We start from the raw sequence: 23,937 nt of genomic DNA on the forward strand, positions 1-23,937 counted from the left end.
CGTCATCGGTTCAATCGTGGTTCAAGATTGATGTATGGAGCTTCAGCAGATGCGCTACGTCGTCGCGGTCGCGGAGACGAGCAACTTCACCCGCGCGGCCGAGCAGTGCCTGGTCGTCCAGTCCGCGCTGAGCCATCAGATCGCGCGGTTGGAGCGTGAGCTGGGCGCCAGGCTGTTCGACCGCACCAGCCGCCGCGTCCGGTTGACCGCGGCGGGCGAGGCGTTCCTTCCCGCCGCCCGCCAGGCTCTCGACGCCGCCGAACGGGCCCGGGCCGAGGTGGCGGCCGCCGCGGGCGAGATCCGCGGCCGGCTCGCCATCGGCGCCATCCCCACCGTCACGGCGGTCGACCTGCCGATCGCGCTGCGGCGGTTCCACCTGCGCCACCGGGAGGTGCGGATCAGCCTCCGTTCCGGCGCGAGCGAGGAGTTCGTCGAACGGGTGCGGCAGGGCACGCTGGACGTCGCTTTCCTGGGGCTTCCCTCGGGCGTCCGGCCCATGGGGGTCCGCGGCCGCGAGCTGGCACGCGGCGACCTCGTCGCCGTGGTCGCGCCCGGCCACCCGCTGGCCGGCGAGGAGCGGGTGAAGCTGCGCAGGCTGGCGGACGAACAGTTCGTCGACTTCCCCGCGGGCACCGCCGGGCGGATCCAATCGGACGAGGCCTTCGCGGCGGCGGGGGTGCCGCGCGAGGTCGCCTTCGAAGTGTCGACCCCCGACTTCATGGCTCGCCTGGTCCGGCAGGGGCTGGGGATCGGGATGTTGCCGGCGGCTTTCGTTCCCCAGCTCCCCGACCTGCCCGTCGTCCGGCTCAGCGACGCTCCGGCCCGCGTGGAGCACCTCATCTGGAGCCGGCACCAGCCCTCTCCCGCCGCCGCGGCCTTTCTGTCCGCGCTGGGCGTCTCACCGCAGCCGGCCGAGACGGGTTCCGGCGCGTGAGCGGCAGGGCTGCGGCAGGGCTGCGGCAGGGCTGCGGCAGGGCTGCGGCAGGGCTCTCGTCGCCGGTGACCCGTGCTGGGGGCGGCGGCGGGAAATTGGGGTGAGGTTCCGGCGGCGCTGGTGCACAGTGGACGGCGTGATGTCCGATTTTGTACCTGGAATGGAGTTGTCGCGGGCCTTCTACCGGGATGCGGTGGCGCCGCTGATCCCCGGGGTCACGCACAGCGCCGCGTTGATCGGGCCGGGCTCGGAGGTGCTGGCATTCGACACCGCCCGCTCCACCGACCATGACTGGGGGCCGCGGGTGCTGCTGTTCGTGCCGGGCGAGCAGGTGGCCGAGGTGCGGGCGGCGGTGGAGGAGGGCCTTCCGGACCGGTTCGGCGGGTTCCCGACGGTGTTCGCCTATCACGGGCAGGTGCGCTCCGGGGTGACGGTGACGGAGGCGGGGCGGTGGCTGGCCGGGCGGCTGGGGTTCGACCCGAGGCAGGGGGTGTCGCTGCTGGACTGGCTGTCGGCCCCGTGGCAGAGCCTGGCGGAGGTGACGTGCGGCGAGGTCTTCCACGACGGGCTGGGGGAACTGGGCGGGCTGGAGACGGCCAGGGCGGCGCTGAGCTGGTATCCCGATGACGTGTGGCGTTACGTCCTGGCGTGCCAGTGGCGGCGGATCGCGCAGGAGGAGCCGTTTCCCGGCCGGTGCGGCGAGGTGGGCGACGAACTGGGGTCGGCGGTGGTGGGAGCGCGGCTGGCGCGGGAGGTGATGCGGCTGGCGCTGCTGCTGCGGCGGCGCTACCCGCCGTACGCCAAGTGGCTCGGCAGCGCGCTGGCGCGCATGCCGGGCTCGACCGAGCTGGGGGAGTCGCTGGGGGCGGCGCTGGCCGCCCGGTCATGGCGTGAGCGCGACGCGGCGCTGGCGGCGGCGTACGCGCGGGTGGCGGCGCTGCAGAACCGCACGCGGCTGGCCGGATGGCTGGATGAGGGGGTGCGCGGGTTCTACGACCGGCCGTTCCAGGTGATCGGCGGGGACCGGTTCGCCGATGCGCTGATGGCGTCGGTGACCGACCCGGTGATCAAGGGATTGCCGGTGGTCGGGTGCGTGGATCAGCTGTCGGATTCGACGGACCTGCTGGTGGCGCCGGGCAGGGCGCGGGCCGCGGCGGCCGCGGCCCTGCGACTGGGCACGTGACGGTCTGAGGGACCTGACCCTCTCAGTCGACCAGGGCCGCGGCCAGCCCTTCGACGTGGACGCGCCAGGCGTCGCGCGCGGACGGGTCGCCGGTGTGGGTGATGATGAGGCGGGCGCCGTGGCCGGTGCCCGCCGCCAGTTCCCACCGCACGTGGCCGCCGGGGGTGTCGTATTCGAGGAGCTTGCCGCTCTCGACGCGCGTGACGGAGCCGGTGGCGAGGGCGGGAGGGGTGAACGGGGCCGGGGGCGGGCCGCCCGCGGTGGCCTGGTCGCCGTCGAGCCGCCGCCACAGGTGGTCGGCGGGGCGGGTGAGCTGGCGTTCGACGCGTACGGTGTCGCCGTCGGTGGTGGCGCAGGTCAGGCCGAGGATGGCGACGTAGTGCTCGTGCAGGGGGGCGCTGTCGCCGGGCGGGGTGAAGGGGCGCTCGTCGAGGTGGGCGAGCATGGCCATGATGCAGGTGTGCCATCCGGTGGCGAAGCTGGCGGCGCCGTGGTGGTCGGTGAAGGTGTGGGTGAAGGTGAGCAGGGTGGCGTCGCCGTCGGGGTGGAGCTCCCAGCGCAGTTCGTCCTCGCCCCAGGTGTGGGCGAAGACGTGGGGCGGGTCGTTCTCGGTGATGCGGCCGTCGGGGCCGAAGCCGTAGGCGATGCGGTCGCCGTCGATGGTGACCTCGGCGGGGAACCAGGCGGCCAGGTGTTCGGGCCGTGTGATGGCGCGCCAGACCTTGCCTGGAGGGTGGGGGAGGCGGCGCTGCAGGCGCAGGGTGGTGCGGCCGTCGGGGTGCAGGGTGAGTGTTTCGTTCATGAGTCGTCCATGGTGTCGAGATGGTCTTCGAGGCGGTCGAGGGAGTGGTTCCAGAGCCTGCGGTAGGGGGTGAGCCAGGCGTCGATCTCGGCGAGGGGCTGGGGGCGGAGTTCGTACCAGCGGCGCTGGGCGTCCTTGCGGACGGCGACGAGGCCGGCCTCGCGCAGGGCCCGCAGGTGTTTGCTGGTGCCGGGCTGGGTGAGGCCGAGGTGGTGGGTGAGCTCGCCGACGAGATGGGGGCGTTGGAGGAGCAGGTCGAGGATCTGGCGTCGTGCGGGGTCGGCCAGCACGTCGAAGCGCATGGCGGCGAATATACCCGTACGGCTATATACCCGCAAGGGCATGTACGAGGTCAGGCGCGGCGGACGTTGGCGTGCACGGCCTGCCGGAAATAGCCCGCCAGGCCGGGGACCAGGTCGTCGAAGGTGGCGCGGAAGCGAGGATCGTCGACGTACAGGTCACCGAGGCACCGGTGGAGCTCGGCCGTGCAGGTGTAGAACCAGCGGCTGATGTGACCGCGGTGGCGTTCGGCGAGGTCCATGGCGTGTTCGCCGTCGGCGGGCAGACCGGCCTTGAAGGCGGCGACGAGGTCGTCGGTGATGGCGGCCGCCTCGGCCCTGAGCTCGAGCCAGTCGGCTTTGGTGTAGGAGGCCACGCGGCGGCGGCTTTCCACGTACTCCGCCGTGTCGCCCCAGCGGCGTACGACTTCCGGCTCGTGGTCTTCTGGCCGGTGGTCGCCGAACACCTCGAAGCGTTCCTCGGGAGTCAGGGCGAGGTCGAGCGTGTGGGCCTGCATGGAGCGTTCGACGGCGGCGATGACCTCGCGCAGGCGTTCGACCTTACGGGTGAGGAGCTCGTGCTGGCGGCGCAGGTGGGCGAGCTCGTCGGCGTGGGGCGCGTCGAGGATGACGGCGATCTCGTCGAGGCCGAAGCCGAGCTCGCGGTAGAGCAGGATCTGCTGCAGGCGGACCATGTCGGCGTCGGTGTAGCGGCGGTAGCCGGCGCGGGTGCGCTCGCCGGGGGTGAGCAGGCCGATCTCGTCGTAGTGGTGCAGGGTGCGCACGGTGATGCCGGCGAGTCCGGCGACCTGCCCTACGGAGAAGCTCATGGTCCCACCTTGCACGGTGACGCCGGGTGAGGGTCAAGCGCGCCGGGGACGCGCGACGCTATGCCAATCCTGAAGGTGGATCCTTTACCGTCGGGGGCTATGACCGATCGGTTGATCCGTACGAGCAGCCGGCTCCTCCTCCCGGTGGTCGCGCTCGCGCTGGCGTCCTGCAGTCTCTCCCACACCGGCGGCAGCGGGGAGGAGCGCCAGCCGCCGGCGTCAGCGTCGGCGTCGGTGTCGGTGTCGGCGTCGCAGAGCACCGCCTCGGCCGCCACGACGCCGGCGGGCACGCCGGCCACGCCGTCCCCCACGGGCCCCGAACCGTCGAGCTGCCCGAACGGCGAGCTGATCCCGGCCGTGGACGTGCCGGCGGTGCACGCCGACCCGGTGGTCGTGCCGGAGGCGAAGGTCGGGGGAGAGGTCGTCCCCGCCGTCACCATCCCGGGCATGGACATCCCCGCCGTGCACATCTCCGCACAGTGCACCGAGGTGGCGCCGGCACCCGGCGGCTGCCTGGGCGCCGCGTCCATCCCGCCGGTGTCGATCCCCGCCGTACGGATCCCGCCGGTCGAGATTCCCGGCGTGGACGCGGGCGGGATCAAACTCGACCCGGTGCGCGCGGAGGGCGTCTCGGCGCCGGCCGAAAGCGCGCAGGGCGTGTCGACCCCCGAGGTGTGCCAGGCCGAGCCCAAGGACGGCGGCGTGGTGCCGTTCGTGATCCGCCCCTTCATCATCCGGCCTTTCATCATCCGCCCGTTCGTGATCCGCCCCTACGTCATCCGGCCGGAGGGCTGCAACGCGCAGCGGGAGTGCATCCCCGCGGTCGAGGTGCCCGCCGTGGAGGTGCCCGCGGTCGAGGTGCCCGCCGTGGAGATCCCGGGGGCGGAGCTGAAGGGGTACGAGGTCGGGAAGAGCCAGGTGCTGGAGGGGAAGGACTCGATCGCGTTCGCCCTCGAAGCCGACGTGCTGTTCGACTTCGACAGCGCCGACATCAAGCCGTCCGCGGCCACCGAGCTGAAAAGGATCGCGCGGCGGGTGGCGGAGGAGGCCGGCGACGGGGTGACCATTCACGTCGACGGGCATACCGACGCCAAGGGAGACGCCGCGCACAACCAGCCGCTGTCGGAGCGGCGGGCCCGGGCGGTGGCGGACTGGCTGGCCTCCGAAGGAGGGCTGTCGGGGGCGCGGCTCGTGGCGCGGGGCTTCGGCGAGTCGAAACCCGTCGCGCCGAACATGACGGCGGGCGGCTCGGACAATCCGGCCGGCCGGGCCAAGAACCGCCGGGTGGTGATCTCCGCGCGGAGATGAGCGCCTGCCCGGGGTCGGGGCGGTGTTGCGGGGTGTCGCCGGGGGATGCCATGGTGGGGCTGAACGGGGGATTCGGGTACCTACCTACGCAGAAACAGGTACCCATATGGGGATTTTTCACCTCTTTCTTGGGCGGGTGGGGGAACCAGGCTGGCCCCATGAGCTCAATCCGCTGAGAAGCGGGAAGCGAGGACCGAAGTCATGTGCCAGCACCAGCCACCATGTCCCCCCGCGGACACCGCCGGCCGCGAGGCCGCGCGCCTCGTGGCATACCACCCCGAGCAGGGATGGGGTCTGCTGTGCAACGGGGTCGTCTTCTTCGACGACACCGGCGAACTGCTGCCCGACGGCCGCAGCGTCATCCCTGCCGCCACCTGCGCCGGGCAGGCATCATGAACGCGACGGCGGCGTGGACCCTGCCGCCACGCCACGCGTCCGTGCCGCGCGCCCGCCACGCCGTCCGCGCGCAACTGCTCGCCTGGGGCCTGCCGCACGGCAGCGAAGCCGCCGAACTGCTGGTCAGTGAACTGGTCACCAACGCCGTACGCCACGCCCGCGGCCCCATCCGGCTGCGCCTGTCGCTCACCGGCGACCTGCTGCGCTGCGAAGTCGAGGACACCAGCCCGGACCTGCCCCGCCTGCGCCCGGCCGGCCACGACGACGAGAGCTCACGCGGCCTGCACCTGGTGGAGGCCATCGCCTCCGGCTGGGGCAGCACCCGCACCCGGCGCGGCAAACGCGTCTGGTTCGACCTGCCGCTCCCGCAACCCGCCGCCGACGACACCCTGACACTCGAGGCGCAGGCCTGCTGACCGCCCACCCGGCCGCCACCAATCCCAGGCATCGGCACGCATCGGGGCGCCGACTGCACCAGACTCACACCATGACCTCCAGCAAACACCTCCGCAAGAAAGTCGCCATCACGGTCATGCGAGCGGCCAGAGCCGCCAACCGCATCGGACGGCAACACCACCTCGACGCCCTGCGCCCCTGGCACGCCACCCCATGAACCACGCCACCACCATGAAAGGGTCAAAACCCGGCCACGGGCTCCCGGCCACGCACCCGGCACCAGCGCCCGGCACATACGGTGGGTTACGACGACACGGCTCCGGCGCCACGCGAACCCGCCGGCCGGTCAACCCACACACCATGACAGCGGTGACGACCACCACCTCCAGGGAGCAACGAACGAACAGGCTCCCGGCAGAGGTGACCAGCTTCATCGGACGCCGGCACGAAGTGGCCGACGTCAAGCGACTGCTGGCCGCATCCAGAGCCGTCACCCTCACCGGCGTCGGCGGCGTCGGCAAGACCCGCCTGGCCCTGCGCGTCGGCCAGGACCTGCGCCGCTCCTTCCGCGACGGCGTATGGCTCGTCGAACTCGCCTCCCTGCACCAGCCCACCATCCTCGCAGAAAGCGTCGTCGAAGCCCTCGAGATCCGCGGCCACACCGCCGCACCCGCCATGCAGGTCCTCACCGAGCACCTGCACGACAAGCAGGCCCTGCTCATCCTCGACAACTGCGAACACCTCGTACACGAATGCGCCGTCCTCGCAGAAACCCTGCTGCGCGCCGCCGGCGACCTGCGCATCCTCGCCACCAGCCGGCAAGCGCTCGGCATCGCCAGCGAACAGGCCGTGCCCGTGCCGCCCCTGTCACTGCCCGACGGCCACACCCCCCGCCCCACCCTCGACACCTTCCAACAAGGCGACGCCGTCCGCCTGTTCGCCGAACGCGCCCGAGCCGTCCTGCCCACCTTCGCCGTCACCGAGGACAACCGCGACGTCATCACCCGCATCGTCCGCCGCCTCGACGGCCTGCCCCTCGGCATCGAACTCGCCGCCGTCCGGCTGCGCGCCCTGTCGGCACAACAACTGCTCGACCGGCTCGACGACCGGTTCCGCCTGCTCAACGCCGGATCACCGGCAGAACTACCCCGCCACCAGACACTACGAGCCCTCATCGATTGGAGCTACACACTGTGTTCGGACAAAGAACGACTGCTGTGGGAACGGGCCTCGGCCTTCGCCGGCAGCCTGGACCTGGAAGCAGCAGAAACGATCTGCTCCGGCCGCGGAATCAGCCGCCACGACGTCGTCGACCTGGTGATCGGCCTGGTCGACAAGTCCGTGCTGATACGCGAAGACCACCCATGCGGCGTCCGCTACCGGATGCTGGAAACCCTGCGCGCCTACGGCCGCGAACGCCTGACCGCCTCCGGCCACGACGACTGGCTGCGCGAACGGCACGCACGTTATTACCGCAACCTGGCCGCACGGGCCCGAGCGGACCTGTTCGGCCCCCGGCAGGTGCACTGGCTCACCCGCCTGCACCTCGAACACGCCAACCTGCGCACCGCCCTGCAAGAGTCCTACAACGGACCGGACGGCGCGCCCACCGGCCTCACCATGGCCACCGACCTGCTCTACCACTGGACCACCAGTTATTACCTGGCTGAAGGCCGGCGCTGGCTGGACCACGGACTCACCGCCGACGACGTCCCCGACGACGTACGCGCCTGCGCCCTGTGGGCCGGCGGCTGGCTGGCCATCATCCAGGCCGACAAACCCGCCGCCACCACCATGCTGCACGCCAGCCGCCACGCGGGGGAGCGGCTGCACAACCAGCACGTCCTCGGCTACGTCGCCCTGTTCTCCGGCATGATCGCCATGTGGGAGAACCGCACCGCCGACGCCGTCACCCTGTACGAGCAGGCCCTGGCCAAGCACCGAGCCTGCGGCGACCCCGCCGGCACGGCACTGTCACTCATCCGGCTGACACTGGCCCGCTCCTACACCGGCGACACCGCCTCCGCCATGGCCGCAGGGGAGGAGTGCCTGGCCCTGTGCGAAAACCACCACGAAAGCTGGCACCGCGCGTACGCCATGATGGCGCTGGGCGTCGAGGTGTGGCGCCAAGGAGACCTACGGCGCGCCACCGACCTCGAACAACAGGCGCTGATGGTCACCCGCAGCCTGGGCGACTCCCTGGGCATCGGCATCACCCTCGAAGCGCTGGCCTGGATCGCCGCCTCACAACGCCGCCACCAGCGCGCCGCACGCCTGCTCGGCATCCTGCAGACGGTGTGGGCGTCCGTCGGGGCGCCCCTGTCCGGATACGGGCACCTGGCCGGCTACCACGACGCCTGCGAGGAAGAGACCCGCAAGGCACTGGGGGAGACGGCGTTCGACACGGCCGTACGGCGCGGCGCCCGCATGCCGCTCGACGAGGCGCTGGCCTACGTCCTGCAAGAGGAGCCGCCCAGCGGCCGCGGCGACGGCAGCGAGCGGCGGACCCGGCTGACCCGCCGCGAAAGCGAGATCGCCCAGCTCGTCGCCCGCGGCCTGACCAACAAGGAGATAGCCGCCTCGCTCGTCATCTCACAGCGCACCGCCGAAGGCCACATCGAGCACATCCTGACCAAACTGGGCTTCAGCTCCCGCTCCCAGATCGCCGTATGGGTGGGAGAACGCACCAGAACCGGCGACAACAACCCACCGGGGGAGTGAACCGCCACCCGCGCCCAACCCGTCAATGCACGTGACCGCCGCCGGAAGGCAACTCGAACCACGCCACCTGCCCGGAAACACCCCAGCAACAGGCCAGCCGGGCCAGCAGCGACTGGTGCGGCGCAGGACCCGGCCGCGCCCCAGGACCGGCGAAGACACACGTCACCTCGCAACGCAGCAACCCGTCGTCCACCCGCAGCGCCAGCCTGATCCGGCCGCCGCAGCGGCGCAACGCGTCGGCGACGAGCTCACCCACGAGCAACTCGGCCGCCTCCGCCTGCCGCTGCAGACCCCACGCCGACAACCGCGCCGTGGCCAGACGCCGGGCGGCGGGCACCGCCGACGGCCGCGCCGACAACAACCACGACACCTCGCGATCCCGCCCCGCCCATCCGGTGCGCACGGCCAGCGCGTCGGCCATGGCCAGAAGCGCGTTACGGGAGGGGAGCCGTACGACGGGCGTCCTCGGGTCGCTTCCTCGCCGGTCCATGGCACGCACGTCGGTTCCTCTCCCTGGGGGGCTGGTGAGCGGTCCTCACGTAGCTTGCCGCCGCACCCTCAACCACAAGACGGGAGAAATACCTATATGGGTACCTATTGGGTGCTACGTAGGCGGCAAGCCCACCCACCACAATGAACACCATGAACACCCGCGCCGCCGCCCAACGCTTCGCCGACACCTGGCAACACGGCTGGACCCACCACGACACCGACGCCATCATCGCCCTCTACCACGACGAAGCCGTCCACACCAGCATGCCCTTCCGCCCACCCCACCAGGGCAAACAAGCCATCGCCGACTACATCACCTGGTCATTCAGCAGCGAAACCGACCCCCACGTCACCTTCGCCACACCCCTCGTCGACGGCGACCAGGCCGCCATCGAATTCCAGGTCCACGCCCTCGACAACGGCCGCCCCACCACCCTCGCAGGCTGCGTCCTCGTCCACTTCGACCCCGACGGACTTGCTCTACGCACCCGCGACTACTGGCACACCACCGACCGGCACCCCGGCCCAGAGAACAGCCCAGAAAACAGTCCGGAAAACCCAGCGAGCTAGCGCGCCACCCGAACCGGCCCCGCACCCGCCGGGACCGGCCGCGGCGGCACCGGCGCCGCCTGCGGCTGAGGACGCGCCACCCGCTGCGCCGCCTCCTCGGCACGCCGCTCGGCGCACCCACCCCCGCAGTAGCCGTTCGACACGATCAGCCGCCCCCGCAACGCCGTGTACGCCTCCTTACCCGAAGCGGGCAGAACCCCCTGACACACCTGGCATAACACCGACTGGCTCCCCACGTGCTGCTCCTCTCGCGGCGCGAATAGCAGAATCCCCACATTAAGCGCGCCGACCCGAACCGAGGAAGCGAATCGACAGGCCGTCAAGCAAGCATGTCAACCCCGCGGGGAAGTCCCTCCGGTCCCATGGATCCTCACCCTACTTGACATAATGTACATTATCGAGCAACTACGAGAGCGGGCCGACTAAACCGTTTCCTTCCGGGAAGACGCTTCCCATGTCACCCCTGGAGGTCACCACCCCGAGCCTCGTCGCACTGTCGGCCGTCCTCGCCGCCGCGGCCATCTGGTTGATCATCTGGGCCGTTCTGCTCACCAGACGCCCGCGCAACCGGCCGAACCCCAGCATGGATCTTGTGGATCAGGCGCGGGAGCTCAAGGCGCTCGGCCAGATCCGCGAGGCCGTCTTTCTCGTACGCGGTGAAACCGGCATGAGCCAGCGGGCCGCCTCGCGTTTCGTCAACCGGCTGTAGGCCCGGTGCCCTTCCGGGCGCCCCTGCGGAACCGTTTCTGATACCAGACAGAACAGGGATTCTGTCTGGTATCGAATGTTATGTCCTGGTTTGTGGTGCTTGTAGGCCAACGGGTCCGGCCGCGCGCGCCGGGGTTCCCCTGTTGCCCCGGCCGGTCCACGTCCGGGAGGCTCGTACGGTGTGCGATCGTTGTCGGCGCGGCCGGGTCCCGCCGCGAGGGAACTCCGCCCCGCTCCCCTGTTCGCGGTGGGATGCGGGCCGCTCCCCCGTGTGATCGCCGAGGGGTGTTTTCACGTCGCAGAGCGTGATGTTTGTGGGCAAATGGGACTTATCGGCGCTGGTCAGCCGGGGTTTTTGCGGTGAAGTGTCAGCGGTGATGTGAGTTTCGTGTCAGCATCGATGGCATGTATGGGTCATATGGGACGGACTGTAATGTCCGAGACCGGTGGGTTCACCCGTCCGGCTGACCGGTCCCCCGTGCCCGCGTGTCGTGTCGTCTCCCCTTGTCCTGAAAGAAGTACCGCGTTGCGTATCTTGCTGCTCTGCTCCGCGTTCAATGGCCTGACCCAGCGTTCCTGGCTGGCTCTGCGGCGTGAGGGTCATGAGGTGAGTGTCGAGCTGGCCGTCTCTGAGCAGGCCATGGTGGAGGCGGCCGAACTGGCGAAGCCGGATCTGGTGATCTGCCCGTTCTTGAAGGAGCGGGTGCCGGCGGCGTTGTGGCAGGGGCACCGTACGGTGATCATTCATCCTGGTCCTCCTGGGGATCGTGGGCCGTCGTCGCTGGACTGGGCGATCGTGGACGCCGAGCCTGAGTGGGGGGTGACGGCGTTGCAGGCGGTGGAGGAGATGGACGCGGGTCCGATCTGGGGGTATCGGATGTTCGCGATGCCGGCGGAGCCGCCGCGTAAGTCGGCGTTGTACAACGGGCCGGTGGCGGATGCGGCGGTGGAGCTGGTGGTGGAGGTGGCGGGGAAGGCGGCGGACGCGTCGTTCGTGCCGGTGCCGCTGGATTATCGTTCGCCTGAGGTGCGGGGGCGGTTGCGGCGGGCGATGCGGCATGCGGATCGGGAGTTTTCCTGGTCGGAGCCGAGTGAGGCGATCGTGCGCCGGGTGCGGGCGGCGGATGGGTCGCCGGGTGGGCGGTCGGTGTTGTGTGATCTTCCGGTGCGGGTGTTCGACGTGTATCGGGGTCCGGAGTTGCCGGGTGGGGTGCCGGGTGAGGTGGTGGCGCGGCGTGAGGGGGCCGTGCTGGTGCGTACGGGGGACGGTTCGGTGTGGGTGGGGCATCTGCGGTTGGAGCGTGAGGGGGCGGTGAAGTTGCCGGCGGCGATGGCGTTGGGTGAGCTGGTGGCGTCGGCGCCGGAGCGGTCGGGGTACAGCGAGATCACGTATGACCGTAGTGATGGTGTGGGGGTGGTGAGTTTCGACTTCTACAACGGGGCGATGTCGACGGAGCAGTGCCGGCGGTTGGCGGCGGCGTTGCGGTATGCGGCGGCGCAGGATACGCGGGTGCTGGTGGTGCGGGGTGGGGAGGTGTTCTCCAATGGCATTCATCTGAATGTGATCGAGGCGGCGCGGCATCCGGAGCTGGAGTCGTGGATGAACATCAACGCGATCAATGCGGTGTGTCGTGAGGTGATCGGGTGTACGGGGCAGCTGGTGGTGACGTCGATGGGCGGCAATGCGGGTGCCGGTGGGGTGATGATGGGGTTGGGTGCGGATCGGGTGATCGTGCGTGAGGGGGTGGTGTTGAATCCGCATTATCGGACGATGGGGTTGTTCGGTAGTGAGTTCTGGACGTATGTGTTGCCGCGTCGGGTGGGTGCGGAGCAGGCGTTGCGGTTGACGCAGGAGGCGTTGCCGATCGGGGCGGCCGAGGCGGTGGAGCTGGGGCTGGCGGACAGGATGCTGGCGGGGTCGCGGTTGGATTTCGAGCGGCGGGTGCTGGAGTACGCGGAGCGGTTGGCGGTGGATCCGGGTTACGATCGGCTGCTGGCGGGGCGTCGGGCGGCGCGGGAGGCGGATGAGCGGCGTAAGCCGTTGGATGCGTTCCGGGCTGAGGAGCTGGCGGAGATGAGCCGGGACATGTTCGATGATCAGAATGGGTTCCGGGCGGCTCGGCGGGCGTTTGTGCACAAGGTGAAGGCTGAGGCGACGCCGGAGCATCTGGCGGTTCATCGGGGGTTGTCCGGCGCGTCGTCGGTGTCGGGCGCGGAGGCATCTCATATGTGAGATATGGTTCCGGTGTGACAGATGATTATCTTGTGCGGATCGGTCGGTTGATCCGGGATGCGCGTCAGCATCGTGGGTGGACGCAGCTGCAGTTGGCGGATGCGCTGGCGACGAGTCAGAGTGCGGTCAACCGGATCGAGCGCGGCAACCAGAACATCAGTCTTGAGATGATCGCTCGGATCGGTGAGGCGCTCGACAGTGAGATCGTGTCGCTGGGTTATGCCGGGCCGATGCATCTGCGGGTGGTGGGCGGGCGGCGGCTGTCGGGTTCGATCGATGTGAAGACGTCGAAGAACGCGTGTGTGGCGTTGTTGTGCGCGTCGTTGCTGAACTCGGGGCGGACGATTCTGCGTAAGGTGGCGCGGATCGAGGAGGTTTACCGGATTCTGGAGGTGCTCGCGTCGATCGGGGTGCGGGCGCGGTGGATCAATGAGGGCAGTGATCTGGAGATCGTTCCTCCGGCGAGGTTGGAGCTGGAGGCGATGGATACGGAGGCTGCCCGGCGCACCAGGAGTGTGATCATGTTCCTGGGGCCGTTGATGCATCGGACGGAGCAGTTCCAGATTCCGTATGCGGGTGGGTGTGATCTGGGGACACGCACGGTGCAGCCGCATATGTCGGCGTTGCGGCCGTTCGGGCTGGACATCACGGCGACGGGCGGGTTCTACCACGCGCGGGTGGATCGGGGGGTGTCGCCGTCGCGGCCGATCGTGCTGACCGAGCGGGGTGACACGGTGACGGAGAACGCGCTGCTGGCGGCGGCGCGGCATGACGGGGTGACGGTGATCCGCAACGCCTCGTCGAACTACATGGTGCAGGATCTGTGCTTCTTCCTGGAGCAGCTCGGGGTGCGGGTGGAGGGGGTGGGGACGACGACGCTGACGGTGCACGGGCTGGCCTCGATCGAGCGGGACGTCGACTACTCCCCTTCCGAGGATCCGGTGGAGGCGATGAGCCTGCTGGCGGCGGCGGTGGTGACGTCGTCGGAGCTGACGATCTGCCGGGTGCCGGTGGAGTTCCTGGAGATCGAGCTGGCGGTGCTGGAGGAGATGGGGCTCGATTGCGATCGGGGGCGCGAGTACGCCGCGGCCAACGGGCGGACGCGGCTGGTGGATCTGACGGTGCGGCCGTCGAAGCTGGTCTCCCCCATCGACAAGATCCATCCGATGCCGTTTCCGGGGCTGAACATCGACAATGTGCCGTTCTTCGCGGCGATCGCGGCTTCGGCGCAGGGGTCGACGCTGATCCATGACTGGGTCTATGACAACCGGGCGATCTATCTGACGGAGCTGACGCGGCTGGGGGCGTCGGTGAAGTTGCTGGATCCGCATCGGGTGCTGGTGGAGGGGCCGACGCGGTGGCGTAGCGCGGAGATGATGTGCCCGCCGGCGTTGCGTCCCGCGGTGGTGGTGCTGCTGGCGATGATGGCGGCGGAGGGCACGTCGGTGTTGCGGAACGTGTATGTGATCAATCGGGGTTATGAGGATCTGGCGGAGCGGCTGAACGCGCTGGGGGCGCGGATCGAGACGTTCCGCGACATCTAGCGTTTGTGTCGGTGCCGGCCGCTACGGTCTTGCTGGGATCTTGTCGTGTCCAGCGAGAGGGTGGTGGCCGGTGCGGCCTGCGGAGCTCGACCGGGTGACGGTGGCGGAGGCGGCTGACCGTTATGTGGAGTTGGTGCGGGCCAGGACGGTGACGGGGGCGTTGTCGCCGTCGACGGCGGAGGTTTACGCGCGGGATGTGGCGACGCTGGTGGAGCTGGCGGGCGAGGCCACGGTGCTGGATGATCTGACGGGCGCGGACGTCGATGCGATCCTGCTGGCGTTCGCGCGCCGCCCGGACGGCAGGCGCGCGGCGGGCTCGGGCTCGGGTGAGCGGGGTGGCGGGCAGTCGCCGGCGTCGCAGGCGCGGTTTCGGCGGTCGATCTCGGCGCTGTTCAAGCACGCGGCGCTGGCCGGGTGGGTGCAGCTCAATCCGATGACGGGGTCGGCGGTGACGGCCAAGGAGCGGGGCGGGCTGCGGCCGCAGCGGCGGGCGTTGACGCGGGAGCAGGCGCAGGGGCTGATCGGGGCGGCGCGGGCGGTGCCGGACGCGGCGCCGGCGGGCAGGCGGCGTGATCAGCGTACGGAGTTGCGGGATGCGGTGATCGTGTTGCTGCTGGCGACGGTGGGGCCGCGGGTGTCGGAGCTGGTGCGCGCCAATGTGGAGGATTTCTTCACCAACGACGGGGTGCGCTACTGGCGGATCTTCGGCAAGGGCGGGCGGACGCGGGATGTGCCGTTGCCGGAGGATGTGGCGCGGGTGCTGCAGGAGTATCTGGCGCGGGGGCGGCCGGCGGTGCAGGACAAGGCGTTGTTGTTGTCGTGGCGGGGGCGGCGGCTGGCGCGGGGGGATGTGCAGGCGGTCATCGACCGGGTGCAGGCGCGGGTCGACCCGGATCAGCGGCGGTCGGTGACGCCGCATGGGCTGCGGCACACGACGGCGACGCATCTGCTGGCCGACGCGGTCGACATGGACGCGGTGCGGCGGGTGCTGGGGCACAGTGACCTGTCGACGTTGGGGCGTTACCGCGATGAGCTGCCGGGTGAGCTGGAGGTGGCGATGCGGGCGCATCCGCTGCTGCGGGGCGAGCCGGGCGGCCCGCGCGATTCCGCCCTCCCCTCCTGAAGGTGTCCCCAGCCGCCGGGTAGCTGAGTGAGTGATCGCGATTGCGGTTCCTCGTGGGAAGCACGACGGAAGCGACCCGCCTGGGGTTTAGGCTGCTGTGGCCCCTGCGGGGCGGGCTGCTCGTTACCGTCCGGCGGGTTCAGGGGGCGACGTTTCGGGTGAGCGCCGGCTGGAACACCGCGAGGATCTCGCCGATCTGGTGGTCCCGTTCGAGGGGATGGCGCAGCGGCAGGGCGGGATTGACCTGATAGCGGTTGCGCCGGCCTTCCCGGGTGGCGGTGAGGTATCCCTCGGCCGTCAGGTCGGCCAGGATGCGCTGGGCGGCACGCTCGGTGATCTGGACGCGGGCGGCCACCTCACGGATGCGCGTGCTGGGGTCGCTGGCGATGCACAGCAGTACGTGCGCATGGTTGGTGAGGAAAGTCCATTCCGGCACGGTTACCATCCTTCAAAGGGTGATATGCGTATCACGAATAGAAAGTAGCGAACTGTTGCGGGCGACGACCTGATAGCAGATGGCGGAGTCGGACAAGCGGCGCATCGGGGTTCACTCCTTCCCGCCCGGGCGGTCAGGCCCGGGCGTGCCTGAGTGAGCGAGGGCGAGTCACCCGTGCCGCGCGGGGTCCTGGACATCCTGGTCTGGTGTGTCCTGATCGGTCGCGGCGTCGCTGTCGTCGTCATCCTCGGCCGTGACACCGTCCGGGGCGACGGCGGTGACGACGGCGTCGGAGGTGACGACGGCGTCGGAGGTGCGGGTGGCGATCAGGCTCCAGGTGATCGATACACCGATGGTGACCACGATGACGCCCAGCGTCAGCGGGACCGGCAGCTTGCCGACCGGCGTCTCCGAGGCGATCAGCTTGACGCCGGCGAAGGCCAGCAGGACGGCCAGGCCGTAGTGCAGGTGCACGAACCGGCGCAGCAGCCCGGCCAGGCAGAAGTACAGACTGCGCAGCCCGAGGACGGCAAAGGCGTTGGCGGTCCAGACGATGAAGGTGCTGGTGGTGATCGCCAGGATCGCGGCGACCGAGTCGATCGCGAAGATCAGGTCGGTCGCCTCGACGGCGATGAGTACCACGAACAGCAGCGTGGCCACCCGCCGGCCGCCGGTGCGGGTGAAGAACCGGTCGCCGTGGTAGCGGGGGTCGGTGGGGATCACTCGGCGGACCAGGCGGACCACCGGGTTGCGCTCAGGCGGGGTCTGCTGGCCGTGCCGGAAGGCCATCGTGTAGCCGGTGTAGATGAGAAACGCACCGAACAGGTACGCGGTCCAAAAGAACGTCTCCAGCAGTTCCACGCCAATGAAGATGAACGCCAGCCGGAAGACCAGGGCCCCGATGACGCCCCAGAACAGCACTTTGTGCTGGAGCGCGGCGGGCACCGCGAAGGCGGTGAAGATCAGCGCGAAGACGAACACGTTGTCGATCGACAACGCCTTCTCGATCAGGTAGCCGGCGAAGTAGGTGCCGGCCACCTGCCCGCCCTGCCACCACCACAGGATCGCGCCGAAGGCCAGTCCGGCGGCGATCCAGACGCCAGACCACACGGCGGCTTCGCGAAAGCCGATGACATGGTTGTCGCGGTGCAGGAACAGATCGATGGCCAGCATCAGCGCGACCACCAGCATCACCGCGGCCCACGCCCACCAGGCGACAGACACGGGGAACCTCCTCGACCGGGCCGCCCGGACAACACGCGGGCGGCGCTGGCTGGTCGAGGGTCTCCCCAGGCCACCATGACAGGGCGGCCGCATCACCGGAGCCCGGGTCGGCCGGGCCCGTCCTGACGGCGATGCGTCGAGCGCTGGATACTCCCCCTCGAACTATGAACAATTATTCACGACACAAAAGACGTGTGTCAAGCATGCGCGACACGCGCGATAACGGTCTGTTATCGCGCGTGTCGCGCGCTGAGCGATCATGGCCGAACTGAGGGCCTGCCCCTGCCGTATGGACCGGTGATCATGCGGTGGGATCCGGTCGGCGCCTGATCACGATAAATATACCGGTATTAGTATCCGGGTATAGAGTGGTGGTCATGGTGCGACCTCCGCTGACCCCTGAAGAGCGGCTCCGTGGTGAGCAGCTCGGCTCGACCCTTCGGCAGGCCCGCGGCGAGCGCAGCATCGTCGAGGTCGCGGCGGCCGCGGGCATGTCCGCGGAAACGCTCCGCAAGATCGAGACCGGCCGCATCGCCACCCCTGCCTTCTTCACCATCGCCGCCCTGGCCGACGTGCTCGGCATCTCCCTCGACCACCTGGCCGTCCGCTCCACCCCCGCCCCCACCTGATCCCGTCCCGGCCGGCCGCGCAGGGCGCCGTCGCGGTTGATCTCCGGTGCGGCGAAGTCGTTGCGCCCCAGGGGGCGATGGCTCCGGGCAGGGTGTGCCCTTCGCGGTCTCGCGGCGACATCTGTCACGAGGGTTCGGTGCGGCCCCCTTCCTGGTGCGTGGAGGGGCCGTGACCTGCTGGGAACCGATCTATCCGAGCACCGGGTAGTTCGCGCGGAACACGTTGTGCGGGTCACGGGCCCGCTTGATCTCCCGCAGCCGTGCGAGTGCGCTGCCGGAGAAGGACTTCGCCGCCGTGTCGCCGGGGGACAGTACGGTGTACGGCTTGCGGCCGCTGATGTAGGGCTTCATGCCGGCCACGATCTCGGCCTGCTTGGCGCGCGTCGCCTCGGCCGCGTGCGGCAGGCCGAGACCCAGCAGCCCGAGCAGGTACGGCTCGGCCACCGCGCCGCTCGCACCGGCCCCGGCGCCCGGCTCGGAGAGCGCCCCGCCCAGGTGCCTGATCTGTACGTTGACAAGCGGTTCGACCGGCTTGGCCAGCAGGAGGTCCACCGCGTCCGCGTCCAGGCCGGTGAGCAGTTCCGCACGAGTGATGGATGGGGCCGGATCGGTGGGCTCGGCGGTGATGTCACCGAGGTCGGCGACCGGGACGACGCCGCGGCTGTCGGCGATCGCGCCCTCGATCTTGTCGATGCGCGCCAGCAGTTCCTCCCCCTGAGCCGCCTCACCCAGGTAGGCCAGATCCAGCGTCACCATCGGCGGCGCGCCGGGGGGCTGGAGCCGGTTGATCCAGACACTGAGTTCACGTGGCGCCTCGGCGGTGATCTCCAGGAACGCGTCGTACACCTGCCTGGTCCGGTGCTCCGGCCAGATCACGCGCCCGCCGTACAGGACTGGCGCGGGATACAGTTCGAGTTCGAGGGCGGTCACCACCGCGAAGTCCCCGCCTCCGCCGCGCAGTGCCCAGAACAGCTCGGGGTCGGACTCGGCGGTCACCCGGCCCGGCTCGCCATCGGCGTCCACGATGTCGATGGCACGCACGCTGTCGGAGGCGAATCCGTACGTGCGGCTGAACCAGCCGACCCCGCCGCCCAGGGTGTAGCCGGTCACGCTGACCCCCGGCGCGCTGCCGGACAGGCCGGTCAGGCCCAGCGGACCGGCCGCCGCCAGCACTTGCCCCCACTTCGCACCCGCGCCCACCCTGACCACGCGCTCCTGCGCGCGTACCTCCACCTCGTTCAGCAGGCCGGTACGCAACAGGATCAGGCCTTCCACATCACCGGATGCGCCGTGGCCGCTCGGCTGCGCGGTCACCGTCATACCCGCCCGCCGCGCGTAACGCACGAGCGCCGCCACGTCTTCGGCATCCGCGGCCTCCGTCACGGCCGCAACCGGCTGCCTGACGGTCAGATTCCACGCGGTGGCCGCCTGTTCAAAGCCGTCGTCATCGGGCAGGAGCACGCGCCCCTTGAGGACACCGCGCAGATCGTTGATCGTCATCGTCGTCTCCCTTTCGAGTTCTCGGAGATGCGAGGAAATACCTGCCGCACTTCGGCACGGACGGCGCCCTGACCGGCCCGGCCAGGGATCACGCCCGGAACTTCGATCACACCAGGATGAGAATGGCCGCGACCACCGCCATCACCGCGGCGGTGAGACCGTGGACGCCGAACGCCACCGCCCGCGGACCCCCGTGCCTGAGCACGACGACCATGTCGCCCAGCGGGGCGAACACACTGGCGAGAATCAGCCGGCCGAGCAGGTGCTGGTTTCCCGTCACGAGGGCCGGGAGCACGACGAGTCCGGCCGTGATGTCCCGTACGCCCTTGACGGTCAGGTACGCGTTCATGGACACGGGGACCCCGTAGCCCGCCGCCGACGCGACCGGCTGGAGCAGGAAGCGGATGCCGATGAGGATGATTCCGATGGCGATCAGTCCGGCGAGCCAGGTGGCGATGGTGACCATGCCGTCTCCTTGGATCGTTGCTAGAAGTGTTAGCAAAGCTAGACTGTCGGCGCTCATCTGTCTAGCGGCGCTAGAATCCGGGGGGTGTCCACACAGCAGCGCAGAGAACGCGAACGCGCCCAGCGCCACGATCTGATCATCAAGACCGCCCGCAAACTGGCCGAGTCCGAGGGCTGGGACGCCGTGACCACCCGCCGACTGGCCGACGAGATCGAGTACAGCCAGCCGGTCCTGTACAGCCACTTCGCCGGCAAGGACGCCATCGTCGCGGCGGTGGCACTGGAGGGCTTCACGGAACTGGCCGTACGCCTGCGCGCCGCGAGCCGGACGGGCGAGCCGCGGGCCGCGCTGGAGGGGCTGGCCAGGGCCTACATGGCGTTCGCCGAGGAGAACCCCGCGCTGTACGACGCCATGTTCACGATGGCCGTGGACCTCCCGTTCGGCCAGGACGACACCCCGGAGCCGCTCCGGGACGGCTTCCAGGCGCTCTTGTCCGGGGTCGCGCAGTTCGCCGACGGCCGCGACCCGGCGATCCTGACGGAGGTCGTCTGGAGCGCCCTGCACGGGCTGATCGTCCTGTCCCGCGGCGGCCGACTCCCCGCCTCAGGCCGCGAGGCCCGCCTGACATTGCTGCTCGACCAGCTCAGTGCCACGCGTTGAGATCGTTCCACACGGCGGCGAGACCGGCCAAGGGGGCTCGGTCGGGCCAGGCCAGGGCGCGGTGCTGGTCGTGCGATCAGTCCGTTTCCCTGACCCGCCCGCCGAACCTGCCGCTCCGAGCGTCAGCCGGGATGTGACGTGGGGCCGGCGAGCCATCGGTCGAACCACGCGCGGGTGCGCCGCAGCACGTCGATCTGGTGGCCGCGTTCCTGGATCGAGTGGCCTTCGCGCGGATAGACGACGAACTCGTGCTCGATGCCGAAGCGTCGCAGGGCGCGATGGAAGTACGTGGCCTGACCGACCGGCACGTTCGTGTCGGCCTCACCATGCAGGATCAGCACCGGCGTGCGGATTTTCGAGGCGTGGGAGATAGGGCTGAGCCGGTCGTGGCCGTGTGGACCGGTTCCTTCCCAGCCGCAGCTTCCGCTGAGGCCTGCCTCCAGGGTCCCCCAGTCGCCGGTGGCGACGAGCATGCCCCAGTCGCTGATGCCGGCACCCATGACCGCGGCCTTGAACCGGCCTGTCTGCCCGACGGCCCACGCGGCCATGAACCCTCCATGGCTCCATCCGCCGATCCCGAGCCGGTCCGGATCGGCGATGCCGTCGGCGATCAGCAGGTCGATGCCGCTGAGAATGTCCGTCCATTCGTCCATGCCGACCGCGCCGGCAACGGCCGCCGCGAATTCGTGGCCGTGGCCCTCGCCTCCCCGTGGGTTGGGCAGGAAGACGGCATAGCCGGCGGTCGCAAGCCACTGTCCCGACGGGAGCACGTCAAGCATGAAGCGGTCGGCGTACCTGTCGTACGGTCCGCCGTGCACCAGCGTGATGAGCGGGAACGGGCCGTTGCGACGGCTCCTTCCGGCCGGCAGGATCAGCAGCCCGTCAAGGTCCAGCCCGTCGGACGCCCTGTAGGACAGGCGTTCCTGCCTTCCCCATTCGATCTCGCGCAGTTCCGGCCTGGTGTCGCTGAGCTGCGCGAGTCGATCGGCAGGCCGCCCGGCGTGGATGTTCAGCGGCTGGTACGCCGTGCTCGCCGCCGCGGCGACCACCTCGCCCGCCGTGCTCGCGGTGAGCCAGGCGAGCAAGCCCTCTGCCGAACGCACCGGCTGGAACCGCCGTGTTCCGGGATCGAGCCGGTAGATCGCGGTGTCGAGCCCGTCGGCGAACAGTGCCAGTGGCGGTCCGGCCGCGACCTGCGCCAGGCCGGACGGGCAGACGGTCATGCCGCTGGTCAGGTTGCGGTGTTCTGCTGGTGAGCCGACCTCCGGCAGGGCGAGGTCGAAGACGGCCCGCCCTCCGACCGGCCCGGGGAGGGTCGTCGCCAGGTAGCACAGGTGCCAGGTGCCGTCCGTGCTCCACCAGGTGGGCGAGGAGGCCTGCGAAGCGGCCTTGCCGAGCGCCTGGACCTTGCCGGTGTCCAGGTCGACCGCATGCAACTCGCAGGCCGAGCAGCCAGGGTCGAGCTCCGGCGTCGCCCAGCTGAGTAGTGCGAGAGGGCCGCCATCCGGCCGCTGCGCCAGTTCGACGACATGCCTGTCACCGAGTCCGTCCACCATGCGCGCCCGCCCGGATTCCAACTCGAGCAACCACAGCCGGCCGTAGGGCACCTGTTCTCCCCACACCTGGGCGTCGTCGCGTTCGGCTGTCCTGCGCGCGTCCTCATCGGTCGGCGGCTGCGCGGCCACGACCGCGATCCGCCGGCCGTCGGCGAGCGGAAGGTAGTCGGAGATCCCTGCCTGCCAGGCGGTCAACGTCTCCGCCTCGCCGCCCTCGAGGGATATCCGATGCACCTGGACGGTGCCTCGCCGCGCCCGATCCGATCCGAAGAAGAGCGAGGTTGAATCCGGCGCCCAGCGCGGGATGACGTCATGCGCCGTTCCCGCGGTCAGCTTCCTGGGTGGAGAGCTTCCGTCAGTCGCGGCAATCCAGATCGCACTGCTGGGATGGTCCCCTGCCCGCCCGACGGGGGCGAGCGCGTAGGCGACCCAGCGGCCGTCCGGGGAGATCACCGGGTGCGACGGCCGGGCACTGTCCACGACCAGATGCGGCGTGAGCTTACTCAGCAAACTGGCCCTCCAGCGTCAAAGGTGGCGATCGGCGCAACAATGATCATTCCTGCATTCTCGCGGCACACACGGCTGGGACGCCTCAGATCGCGGGCAGCGCGTCCGGAATCACGCAGATCAGGTACCACCCGCGGCTGCCTCGGAGGACGGGAGAGGTCAGGGGGTGAAGGGGTGGACGGCGGTGACCGCGCTGACCGGCAGGGGGCCGTACAGGTGGGGAAAGCCGTTTTCGAGGCGCACGTCCAGGCCCGCCGGGTCGATGTCGAGGACGAGCAGCGGCTCGGTGACGTCGGTGTAGAAGGCGGAGTGGACGCCGCGCAGCTGGGCCAGGTCGCGGCTGCAGTGGATGAACCCCACGTCGTCGAGGGAGCGGCCCAGGGTCGAGACGCGGTACTCCCCCGTCTGGCGGGCGCTGTGCCAGTCGGCGCGCAGGGCGAGATGGTGGATCGTCATGGGGTCCATTCGCGCTCGAGGATGGCGTAGACCGCTTCGCTGGCCCATGCGCCCTTGACGATCTCGTTGTCGATGAGGGTGGCCTCGTGGCGCATGCCGAGTTTTTCCAGGACGCGGGCGGAGGCGGTGTTGGCGGCGTCGAGGCGGCCGACGACGCGGTGCAGGCCGAGGCCGTCGAAGGCGAGGCGGAGCAGGGCGCGGCCGGCTTCGGGGGCGTAGCCGTGGCCATGGTGGCCGGGGTGCAGGACGTAGCCGATCTCGCCCTGGCGGTTGGGCTTGCTGGTCCAGATGAGCAGGCAGTTGCCGATGAGCTCGCCGCTGTCGCTCAGGGTGATGGCCAGGTCGAGCGCGTCGCCCTCGTCGAGGAGGGCGGTGCGGGCGATCCTCTTGTCGAGGGCGACGCGGCTGGCGTCGCGGTCGCGGGGCCCCCAGTAGAGGTGGCGGGTGACCTCGGGGAGGCTTTCGTAGGCGTGGACGGCGTCGAGGTCGCCGGGGGTGAAGGGCCGCAGGGTGAGGCGGTCGGTGGTGAGGGGGTAGTGGGGTTTGAGCACGGGGGCAGTGTAGGGAGCGGTCGCGGGGGCGGCAAAAGGTTTTCCGTCGTGGTGGCGGGGTCAGTGGGCGCCCGCGAGGTTGAGGACGACGACGCCGCCGATGATGAGCAGGATGCCGCCGATCTTGAGAGGGGTGAGGGTCTCCCCCAGGAAGACGGCGCCGATCAGGGCGATGGCGGCGGTCCCGGCGCCGGACCAGACGGCGTAGGCGGTGCCGACCTCGAGGTGGAGTTTGAGCGCCTGGGCGAGCAGGACGAAGGAGACGATGTAGCCGGCGGCGACGACGACGCTCCAGCCGAGGTGGGTGAAGCCGTTGCTGAGTTTGAGCGCGGAGGTGGCCAGGACCTCGGAGGCGATGGCGAGGGCGAGCAGGAGCCAGGCCATGGGCGGTTGTCCCCCAGATGGTGAGCGGTGCGGGCGTACCACTGTAGGCC

General features: G+C 70.0%; 26 protein-coding genes. 14 read left to right on the top strand and 12 right to left on the bottom strand.

Translation table 11 applies throughout. The annotated features are described in order from the left end of the window. Window positions 1–34: 34 nt before the first annotated feature. Window positions 35–934 carry a LysR family transcriptional regulator gene (locus tag ABGA98_RS43715; protein WP_347624385.1) on the top strand — a complete coding sequence of 300 codons (900 nt, stop codon included), beginning with the start codon at window positions 35–37 and terminating at the stop codon, window positions 932–934. Between the two features lie 160 nt (window positions 935–1,094). Beyond that, window positions 1,095–2,117: a DUF4037 domain-containing protein gene (locus ABGA98_RS43720; RefSeq protein WP_347624386.1), complete on the top strand. Its 1,023-nt coding sequence runs from the start codon at window positions 1,095–1,097 to the stop codon at window positions 2,115–2,117. A 22-nt stretch (window positions 2,118–2,139) separates the two neighbouring features. Here ABGA98_RS43720 and ABGA98_RS43725 read toward each other — a convergent pair whose 3' ends face one another. The 3 genes from ABGA98_RS43725 to ABGA98_RS43735 are packed head-to-tail and all read right to left on the bottom strand — an operon-like array spanning window position 2,140 to window position 4,027. Beyond that, window positions 2,140–2,919 carry an SRPBCC domain-containing protein gene (locus tag ABGA98_RS43725; RefSeq protein ID WP_347624387.1) on the bottom strand — a complete coding sequence of 260 codons (780 nt, stop codon included), beginning with the start codon at window positions 2,917–2,919 and terminating at the stop codon, window positions 2,140–2,142. Continuing rightward, window positions 2,916–3,221 (bottom strand): metalloregulator ArsR/SmtB family transcription factor, encoded by a 306-nt coding sequence (locus ABGA98_RS43730; RefSeq protein WP_347624388.1) that lies wholly within the window; start codon window positions 3,219–3,221, stop codon window positions 2,916–2,918. Before ABGA98_RS43730 ends, ABGA98_RS43725 begins: the two co-directional genes overlap by 4 nt. A gap of 50 nt (window positions 3,222–3,271) precedes the next feature. Beyond that, window positions 3,272–4,027, bottom strand: coding sequence for a MerR family transcriptional regulator (locus ABGA98_RS43735; RefSeq protein WP_347624389.1), 756 nt, complete (start codon window positions 4,025–4,027; stop codon window positions 3,272–3,274). Between the two features lie 99 nt (window positions 4,028–4,126). On the opposite strand from ABGA98_RS43735, the gene ABGA98_RS43740 reads away from it, so the two are divergent. The 5 genes from ABGA98_RS43740 (at window position 4,127) to ABGA98_RS43760 (ending at window position 8,848) form a co-directional block, all read left to right on the top strand. Continuing rightward, window positions 4,127–5,335, top strand: coding sequence for an OmpA family protein (locus ABGA98_RS43740; protein ID WP_347624390.1), 1,209 nt, complete (start codon window positions 4,127–4,129; stop codon window positions 5,333–5,335). 201 nt (window positions 5,336–5,536) lie between these two features. Beyond that, window positions 5,537–5,731 (top strand): DUF5999 family protein, encoded by a 195-nt coding sequence (locus ABGA98_RS43745; RefSeq protein WP_347624391.1) that lies wholly within the window; start codon window positions 5,537–5,539, stop codon window positions 5,729–5,731. Further along, window positions 5,728–6,147, top strand: a complete 420-nt coding sequence (locus ABGA98_RS43750) for an ATP-binding protein (protein ID WP_347624392.1) — start codon at window positions 5,728–5,730, stop codon at window positions 6,145–6,147. The genes ABGA98_RS43745 and ABGA98_RS43750 overlap by 4 nt, the downstream gene beginning before the upstream one ends. 71 nt (window positions 6,148–6,218) lie before the next feature. Next, entirely contained in the window at window positions 6,219–6,344 is a 126-nt protein-coding gene (locus ABGA98_RS43755) for a hypothetical protein (protein ID WP_347624393.1), read from the top strand. 143 nt (window positions 6,345–6,487) lie between these two features. Beyond that, window positions 6,488–8,848 carry a LuxR C-terminal-related transcriptional regulator gene (locus ABGA98_RS43760; RefSeq protein ID WP_347624394.1) on the top strand — a complete coding sequence of 787 codons (2,361 nt, stop codon included), beginning with the start codon at window positions 6,488–6,490 and terminating at the stop codon, window positions 8,846–8,848. Between the two features lie 22 nt (window positions 8,849–8,870). On the opposite strand, the gene ABGA98_RS43765 is transcribed toward ABGA98_RS43760, so the two are convergent. Continuing rightward, complete coding sequence (locus ABGA98_RS43765; protein WP_347624395.1) at window positions 8,871–9,347, bottom strand: hypothetical protein; 477 nt, start codon at window positions 9,345–9,347, stop codon at window positions 8,871–8,873. 143 nt (window positions 9,348–9,490) lie between these two features. On the opposite strand from ABGA98_RS43765, the gene ABGA98_RS43770 reads away from it, so the two are divergent. The 5 genes from ABGA98_RS43770 to ABGA98_RS43790 all read left to right on the top strand — a co-directional run bounded on the left by ABGA98_RS43770 (window position 9,491) and on the right by ABGA98_RS43790 (window position 15,518). After that, window positions 9,491–9,910, top strand: coding sequence for a nuclear transport factor 2 family protein (locus tag ABGA98_RS43770; RefSeq protein ID WP_347624396.1), 420 nt, complete (start codon window positions 9,491–9,493; stop codon window positions 9,908–9,910). Window positions 9,911–10,364: 454 nt separating this feature from the next. Continuing rightward, entirely contained in the window at window positions 10,365–10,619 is a 255-nt protein-coding gene (locus ABGA98_RS43775; RefSeq protein WP_347624397.1) for a hypothetical protein, read from the top strand. Between the two features lie 525 nt (window positions 10,620–11,144). Continuing rightward, window positions 11,145–12,851, top strand: coding sequence for an enoyl-CoA hydratase-related protein (locus ABGA98_RS43780; RefSeq protein WP_347624398.1), 1,707 nt, complete (start codon window positions 11,145–11,147; stop codon window positions 12,849–12,851). Between the two features lie 14 nt (window positions 12,852–12,865). Next, entirely contained in the window at window positions 12,866–14,395 is a 1,530-nt protein-coding gene (locus ABGA98_RS43785; RefSeq protein ID WP_347624399.1) for a UDP-N-acetylglucosamine 1-carboxyvinyltransferase, read from the top strand. A 70-nt stretch (window positions 14,396–14,465) separates the two neighbouring features. After that, window positions 14,466–15,518, top strand: coding sequence for a tyrosine-type recombinase/integrase (locus ABGA98_RS43790; RefSeq protein ID WP_347624400.1), 1,053 nt, complete (start codon window positions 14,466–14,468; stop codon window positions 15,516–15,518). A gap of 139 nt (window positions 15,519–15,657) precedes the next feature. Here the strand turns inward: ABGA98_RS43790 and ABGA98_RS43795 are convergent, their stop codons facing one another. Together ABGA98_RS43795 and ABGA98_RS43800 are read right to left on the bottom strand one after the other, a co-directional pair. Further along, window positions 15,658–15,963 carry a winged helix-turn-helix domain-containing protein gene (locus tag ABGA98_RS43795; RefSeq protein WP_347624401.1) on the bottom strand — a complete coding sequence of 102 codons (306 nt, stop codon included), beginning with the start codon at window positions 15,961–15,963 and terminating at the stop codon, window positions 15,658–15,660. A gap of 159 nt (window positions 15,964–16,122) precedes the next feature. Then, window positions 16,123–17,178 (bottom strand): TerC family protein, encoded by a 1,056-nt coding sequence (locus ABGA98_RS43800; protein WP_347624402.1) that lies wholly within the window; start codon window positions 17,176–17,178, stop codon window positions 16,123–16,125. A 377-nt stretch (window positions 17,179–17,555) separates the two neighbouring features. On the opposite strand from ABGA98_RS43800, the gene ABGA98_RS43805 reads away from it, so the two are divergent. Further along, complete coding sequence (locus ABGA98_RS43805; RefSeq protein ID WP_347624403.1) at window positions 17,556–17,807, top strand: helix-turn-helix transcriptional regulator; 252 nt, start codon at window positions 17,556–17,558, stop codon at window positions 17,805–17,807. A 189-nt stretch (window positions 17,808–17,996) separates the two neighbouring features. Here the strand turns inward: ABGA98_RS43805 and ABGA98_RS43810 are convergent, their stop codons facing one another. Continuing rightward, window positions 17,997–19,307: an FAD-binding protein gene (locus ABGA98_RS43810; RefSeq protein WP_347624404.1), complete on the bottom strand. Its 1,311-nt coding sequence runs from the start codon at window positions 19,305–19,307 to the stop codon at window positions 17,997–17,999. 106 nt (window positions 19,308–19,413) lie between these two features. Further along, a complete protein-coding gene (locus tag ABGA98_RS43815) occupies window positions 19,414–19,773 on the bottom strand; it encodes a DUF4267 domain-containing protein (RefSeq protein WP_347624405.1) in 360 nt (119 codons plus the stop codon). 84 nt (window positions 19,774–19,857) lie between these two features. Between ABGA98_RS43815 and ABGA98_RS43820 the strand changes: the two genes are divergently transcribed. Further along, window positions 19,858–20,433 (top strand): TetR/AcrR family transcriptional regulator, encoded by a 576-nt coding sequence (locus ABGA98_RS43820; protein WP_347624406.1) that lies wholly within the window; start codon window positions 19,858–19,860, stop codon window positions 20,431–20,433. 122 nt (window positions 20,434–20,555) lie between these two features. On the opposite strand, the gene ABGA98_RS43825 is transcribed toward ABGA98_RS43820, so the two are convergent. From ABGA98_RS43825 to ABGA98_RS43840, 4 genes are all read right to left on the bottom strand, one after another. Further along, window positions 20,556–22,223 carry a prolyl oligopeptidase family serine peptidase gene (locus tag ABGA98_RS43825; RefSeq protein ID WP_347624407.1) on the bottom strand — a complete coding sequence of 556 codons (1,668 nt, stop codon included), beginning with the start codon at window positions 22,221–22,223 and terminating at the stop codon, window positions 20,556–20,558. A 432-nt stretch (window positions 22,224–22,655) separates the two neighbouring features. Beyond that, complete coding sequence (locus tag ABGA98_RS43830; protein WP_347624408.1) at window positions 22,656–22,952, bottom strand: DUF952 domain-containing protein; 297 nt, start codon at window positions 22,950–22,952, stop codon at window positions 22,656–22,658. Next, window positions 22,949–23,503 carry a GNAT family N-acetyltransferase gene (locus ABGA98_RS43835; RefSeq protein ID WP_347624409.1) on the bottom strand — a complete coding sequence of 185 codons (555 nt, stop codon included), beginning with the start codon at window positions 23,501–23,503 and terminating at the stop codon, window positions 22,949–22,951. Before ABGA98_RS43835 ends, ABGA98_RS43830 begins: the two co-directional genes overlap by 4 nt. A gap of 60 nt (window positions 23,504–23,563) precedes the next feature. Further along, a complete protein-coding gene (locus ABGA98_RS43840) occupies window positions 23,564–23,887 on the bottom strand; it encodes a multidrug efflux SMR transporter (protein WP_347624410.1) in 324 nt (107 codons plus the stop codon). Window positions 23,888–23,937: the final 50 nt, after the last annotated feature.

Source organism: Nonomuraea sp. B1E8 (assembly GCF_039871515.1).
In the GTDB taxonomy this organism is placed as follows: Bacteria; Actinomycetota; Actinomycetes; order Streptosporangiales; family Streptosporangiaceae; genus Nonomuraea.

Bases quoted from the DNA above. Each gene is read 5' to 3' on its own strand.
- ABGA98_RS43730 (WP_347624388.1), bottom strand. From the start codon at position 3,221: ATGCGCTTCGACGTGCTGGCCGACCCCGCACGACGCCAGATCCTCGAC.
- ABGA98_RS43755 (WP_347624393.1), top strand. From the start codon at position 6,219: ATGACCTCCAGCAAACACCTCCGCAAGAAAGTCGCCATCACGGTCATG.
- ABGA98_RS43830 (WP_347624408.1), bottom strand. From the start codon at position 22,952: ATGACGATCCACCATCTCGCCCTGCGCGCCGACTGGCACAGCGCCCGC.
- ABGA98_RS43805 (WP_347624403.1), top strand. From the start codon at position 17,556: ATGGTGCGACCTCCGCTGACCCCTGAAGAGCGGCTCCGTGGTGAGCAG.
- ABGA98_RS43815 (WP_347624405.1), bottom strand. From the start codon at position 19,773: ATGGTCACCATCGCCACCTGGCTCGCCGGACTGATCGCCATCGGAATC.
- ABGA98_RS43745 (WP_347624391.1), top strand. From the start codon at position 5,537: ATGTGCCAGCACCAGCCACCATGTCCCCCCGCGGACACCGCCGGCCGC.
- ABGA98_RS43715 (WP_347624385.1), top strand. From the start codon at position 35: ATGGAGCTTCAGCAGATGCGCTACGTCGTCGCGGTCGCGGAGACGAGC.
- ABGA98_RS43795 (WP_347624401.1), bottom strand. From the start codon at position 15,963: ATGGTAACCGTGCCGGAATGGACTTTCCTCACCAACCATGCGCACGTA.
- ABGA98_RS43775 (WP_347624397.1), top strand. From the start codon at position 10,365: ATGTCACCCCTGGAGGTCACCACCCCGAGCCTCGTCGCACTGTCGGCC.
- ABGA98_RS43720 (WP_347624386.1), top strand. From the start codon at position 1,095: ATGGAGTTGTCGCGGGCCTTCTACCGGGATGCGGTGGCGCCGCTGATC.
- ABGA98_RS43740 (WP_347624390.1), top strand. From the start codon at position 4,127: ATGACCGATCGGTTGATCCGTACGAGCAGCCGGCTCCTCCTCCCGGTG.
- ABGA98_RS43725 (WP_347624387.1), bottom strand. From the start codon at position 2,919: ATGAACGAAACACTCACCCTGCACCCCGACGGCCGCACCACCCTGCGC.
- ABGA98_RS43735 (WP_347624389.1), bottom strand. From the start codon at position 4,027: ATGAGCTTCTCCGTAGGGCAGGTCGCCGGACTCGCCGGCATCACCGTG.
- ABGA98_RS43760 (WP_347624394.1), top strand. From the start codon at position 6,488: ATGACAGCGGTGACGACCACCACCTCCAGGGAGCAACGAACGAACAGG.
- ABGA98_RS43810 (WP_347624404.1), bottom strand. From the start codon at position 19,307: ATGACGATCAACGATCTGCGCGGTGTCCTCAAGGGGCGCGTGCTCCTG.
- ABGA98_RS43840 (WP_347624410.1), bottom strand. From the start codon at position 23,887: ATGGCCTGGCTCCTGCTCGCCCTCGCCATCGCCTCCGAGGTCCTGGCC.
- ABGA98_RS43770 (WP_347624396.1), top strand. From the start codon at position 9,491: ATGAACACCCGCGCCGCCGCCCAACGCTTCGCCGACACCTGGCAACAC.
- ABGA98_RS43750 (WP_347624392.1), top strand. From the start codon at position 5,728: ATGAACGCGACGGCGGCGTGGACCCTGCCGCCACGCCACGCGTCCGTG.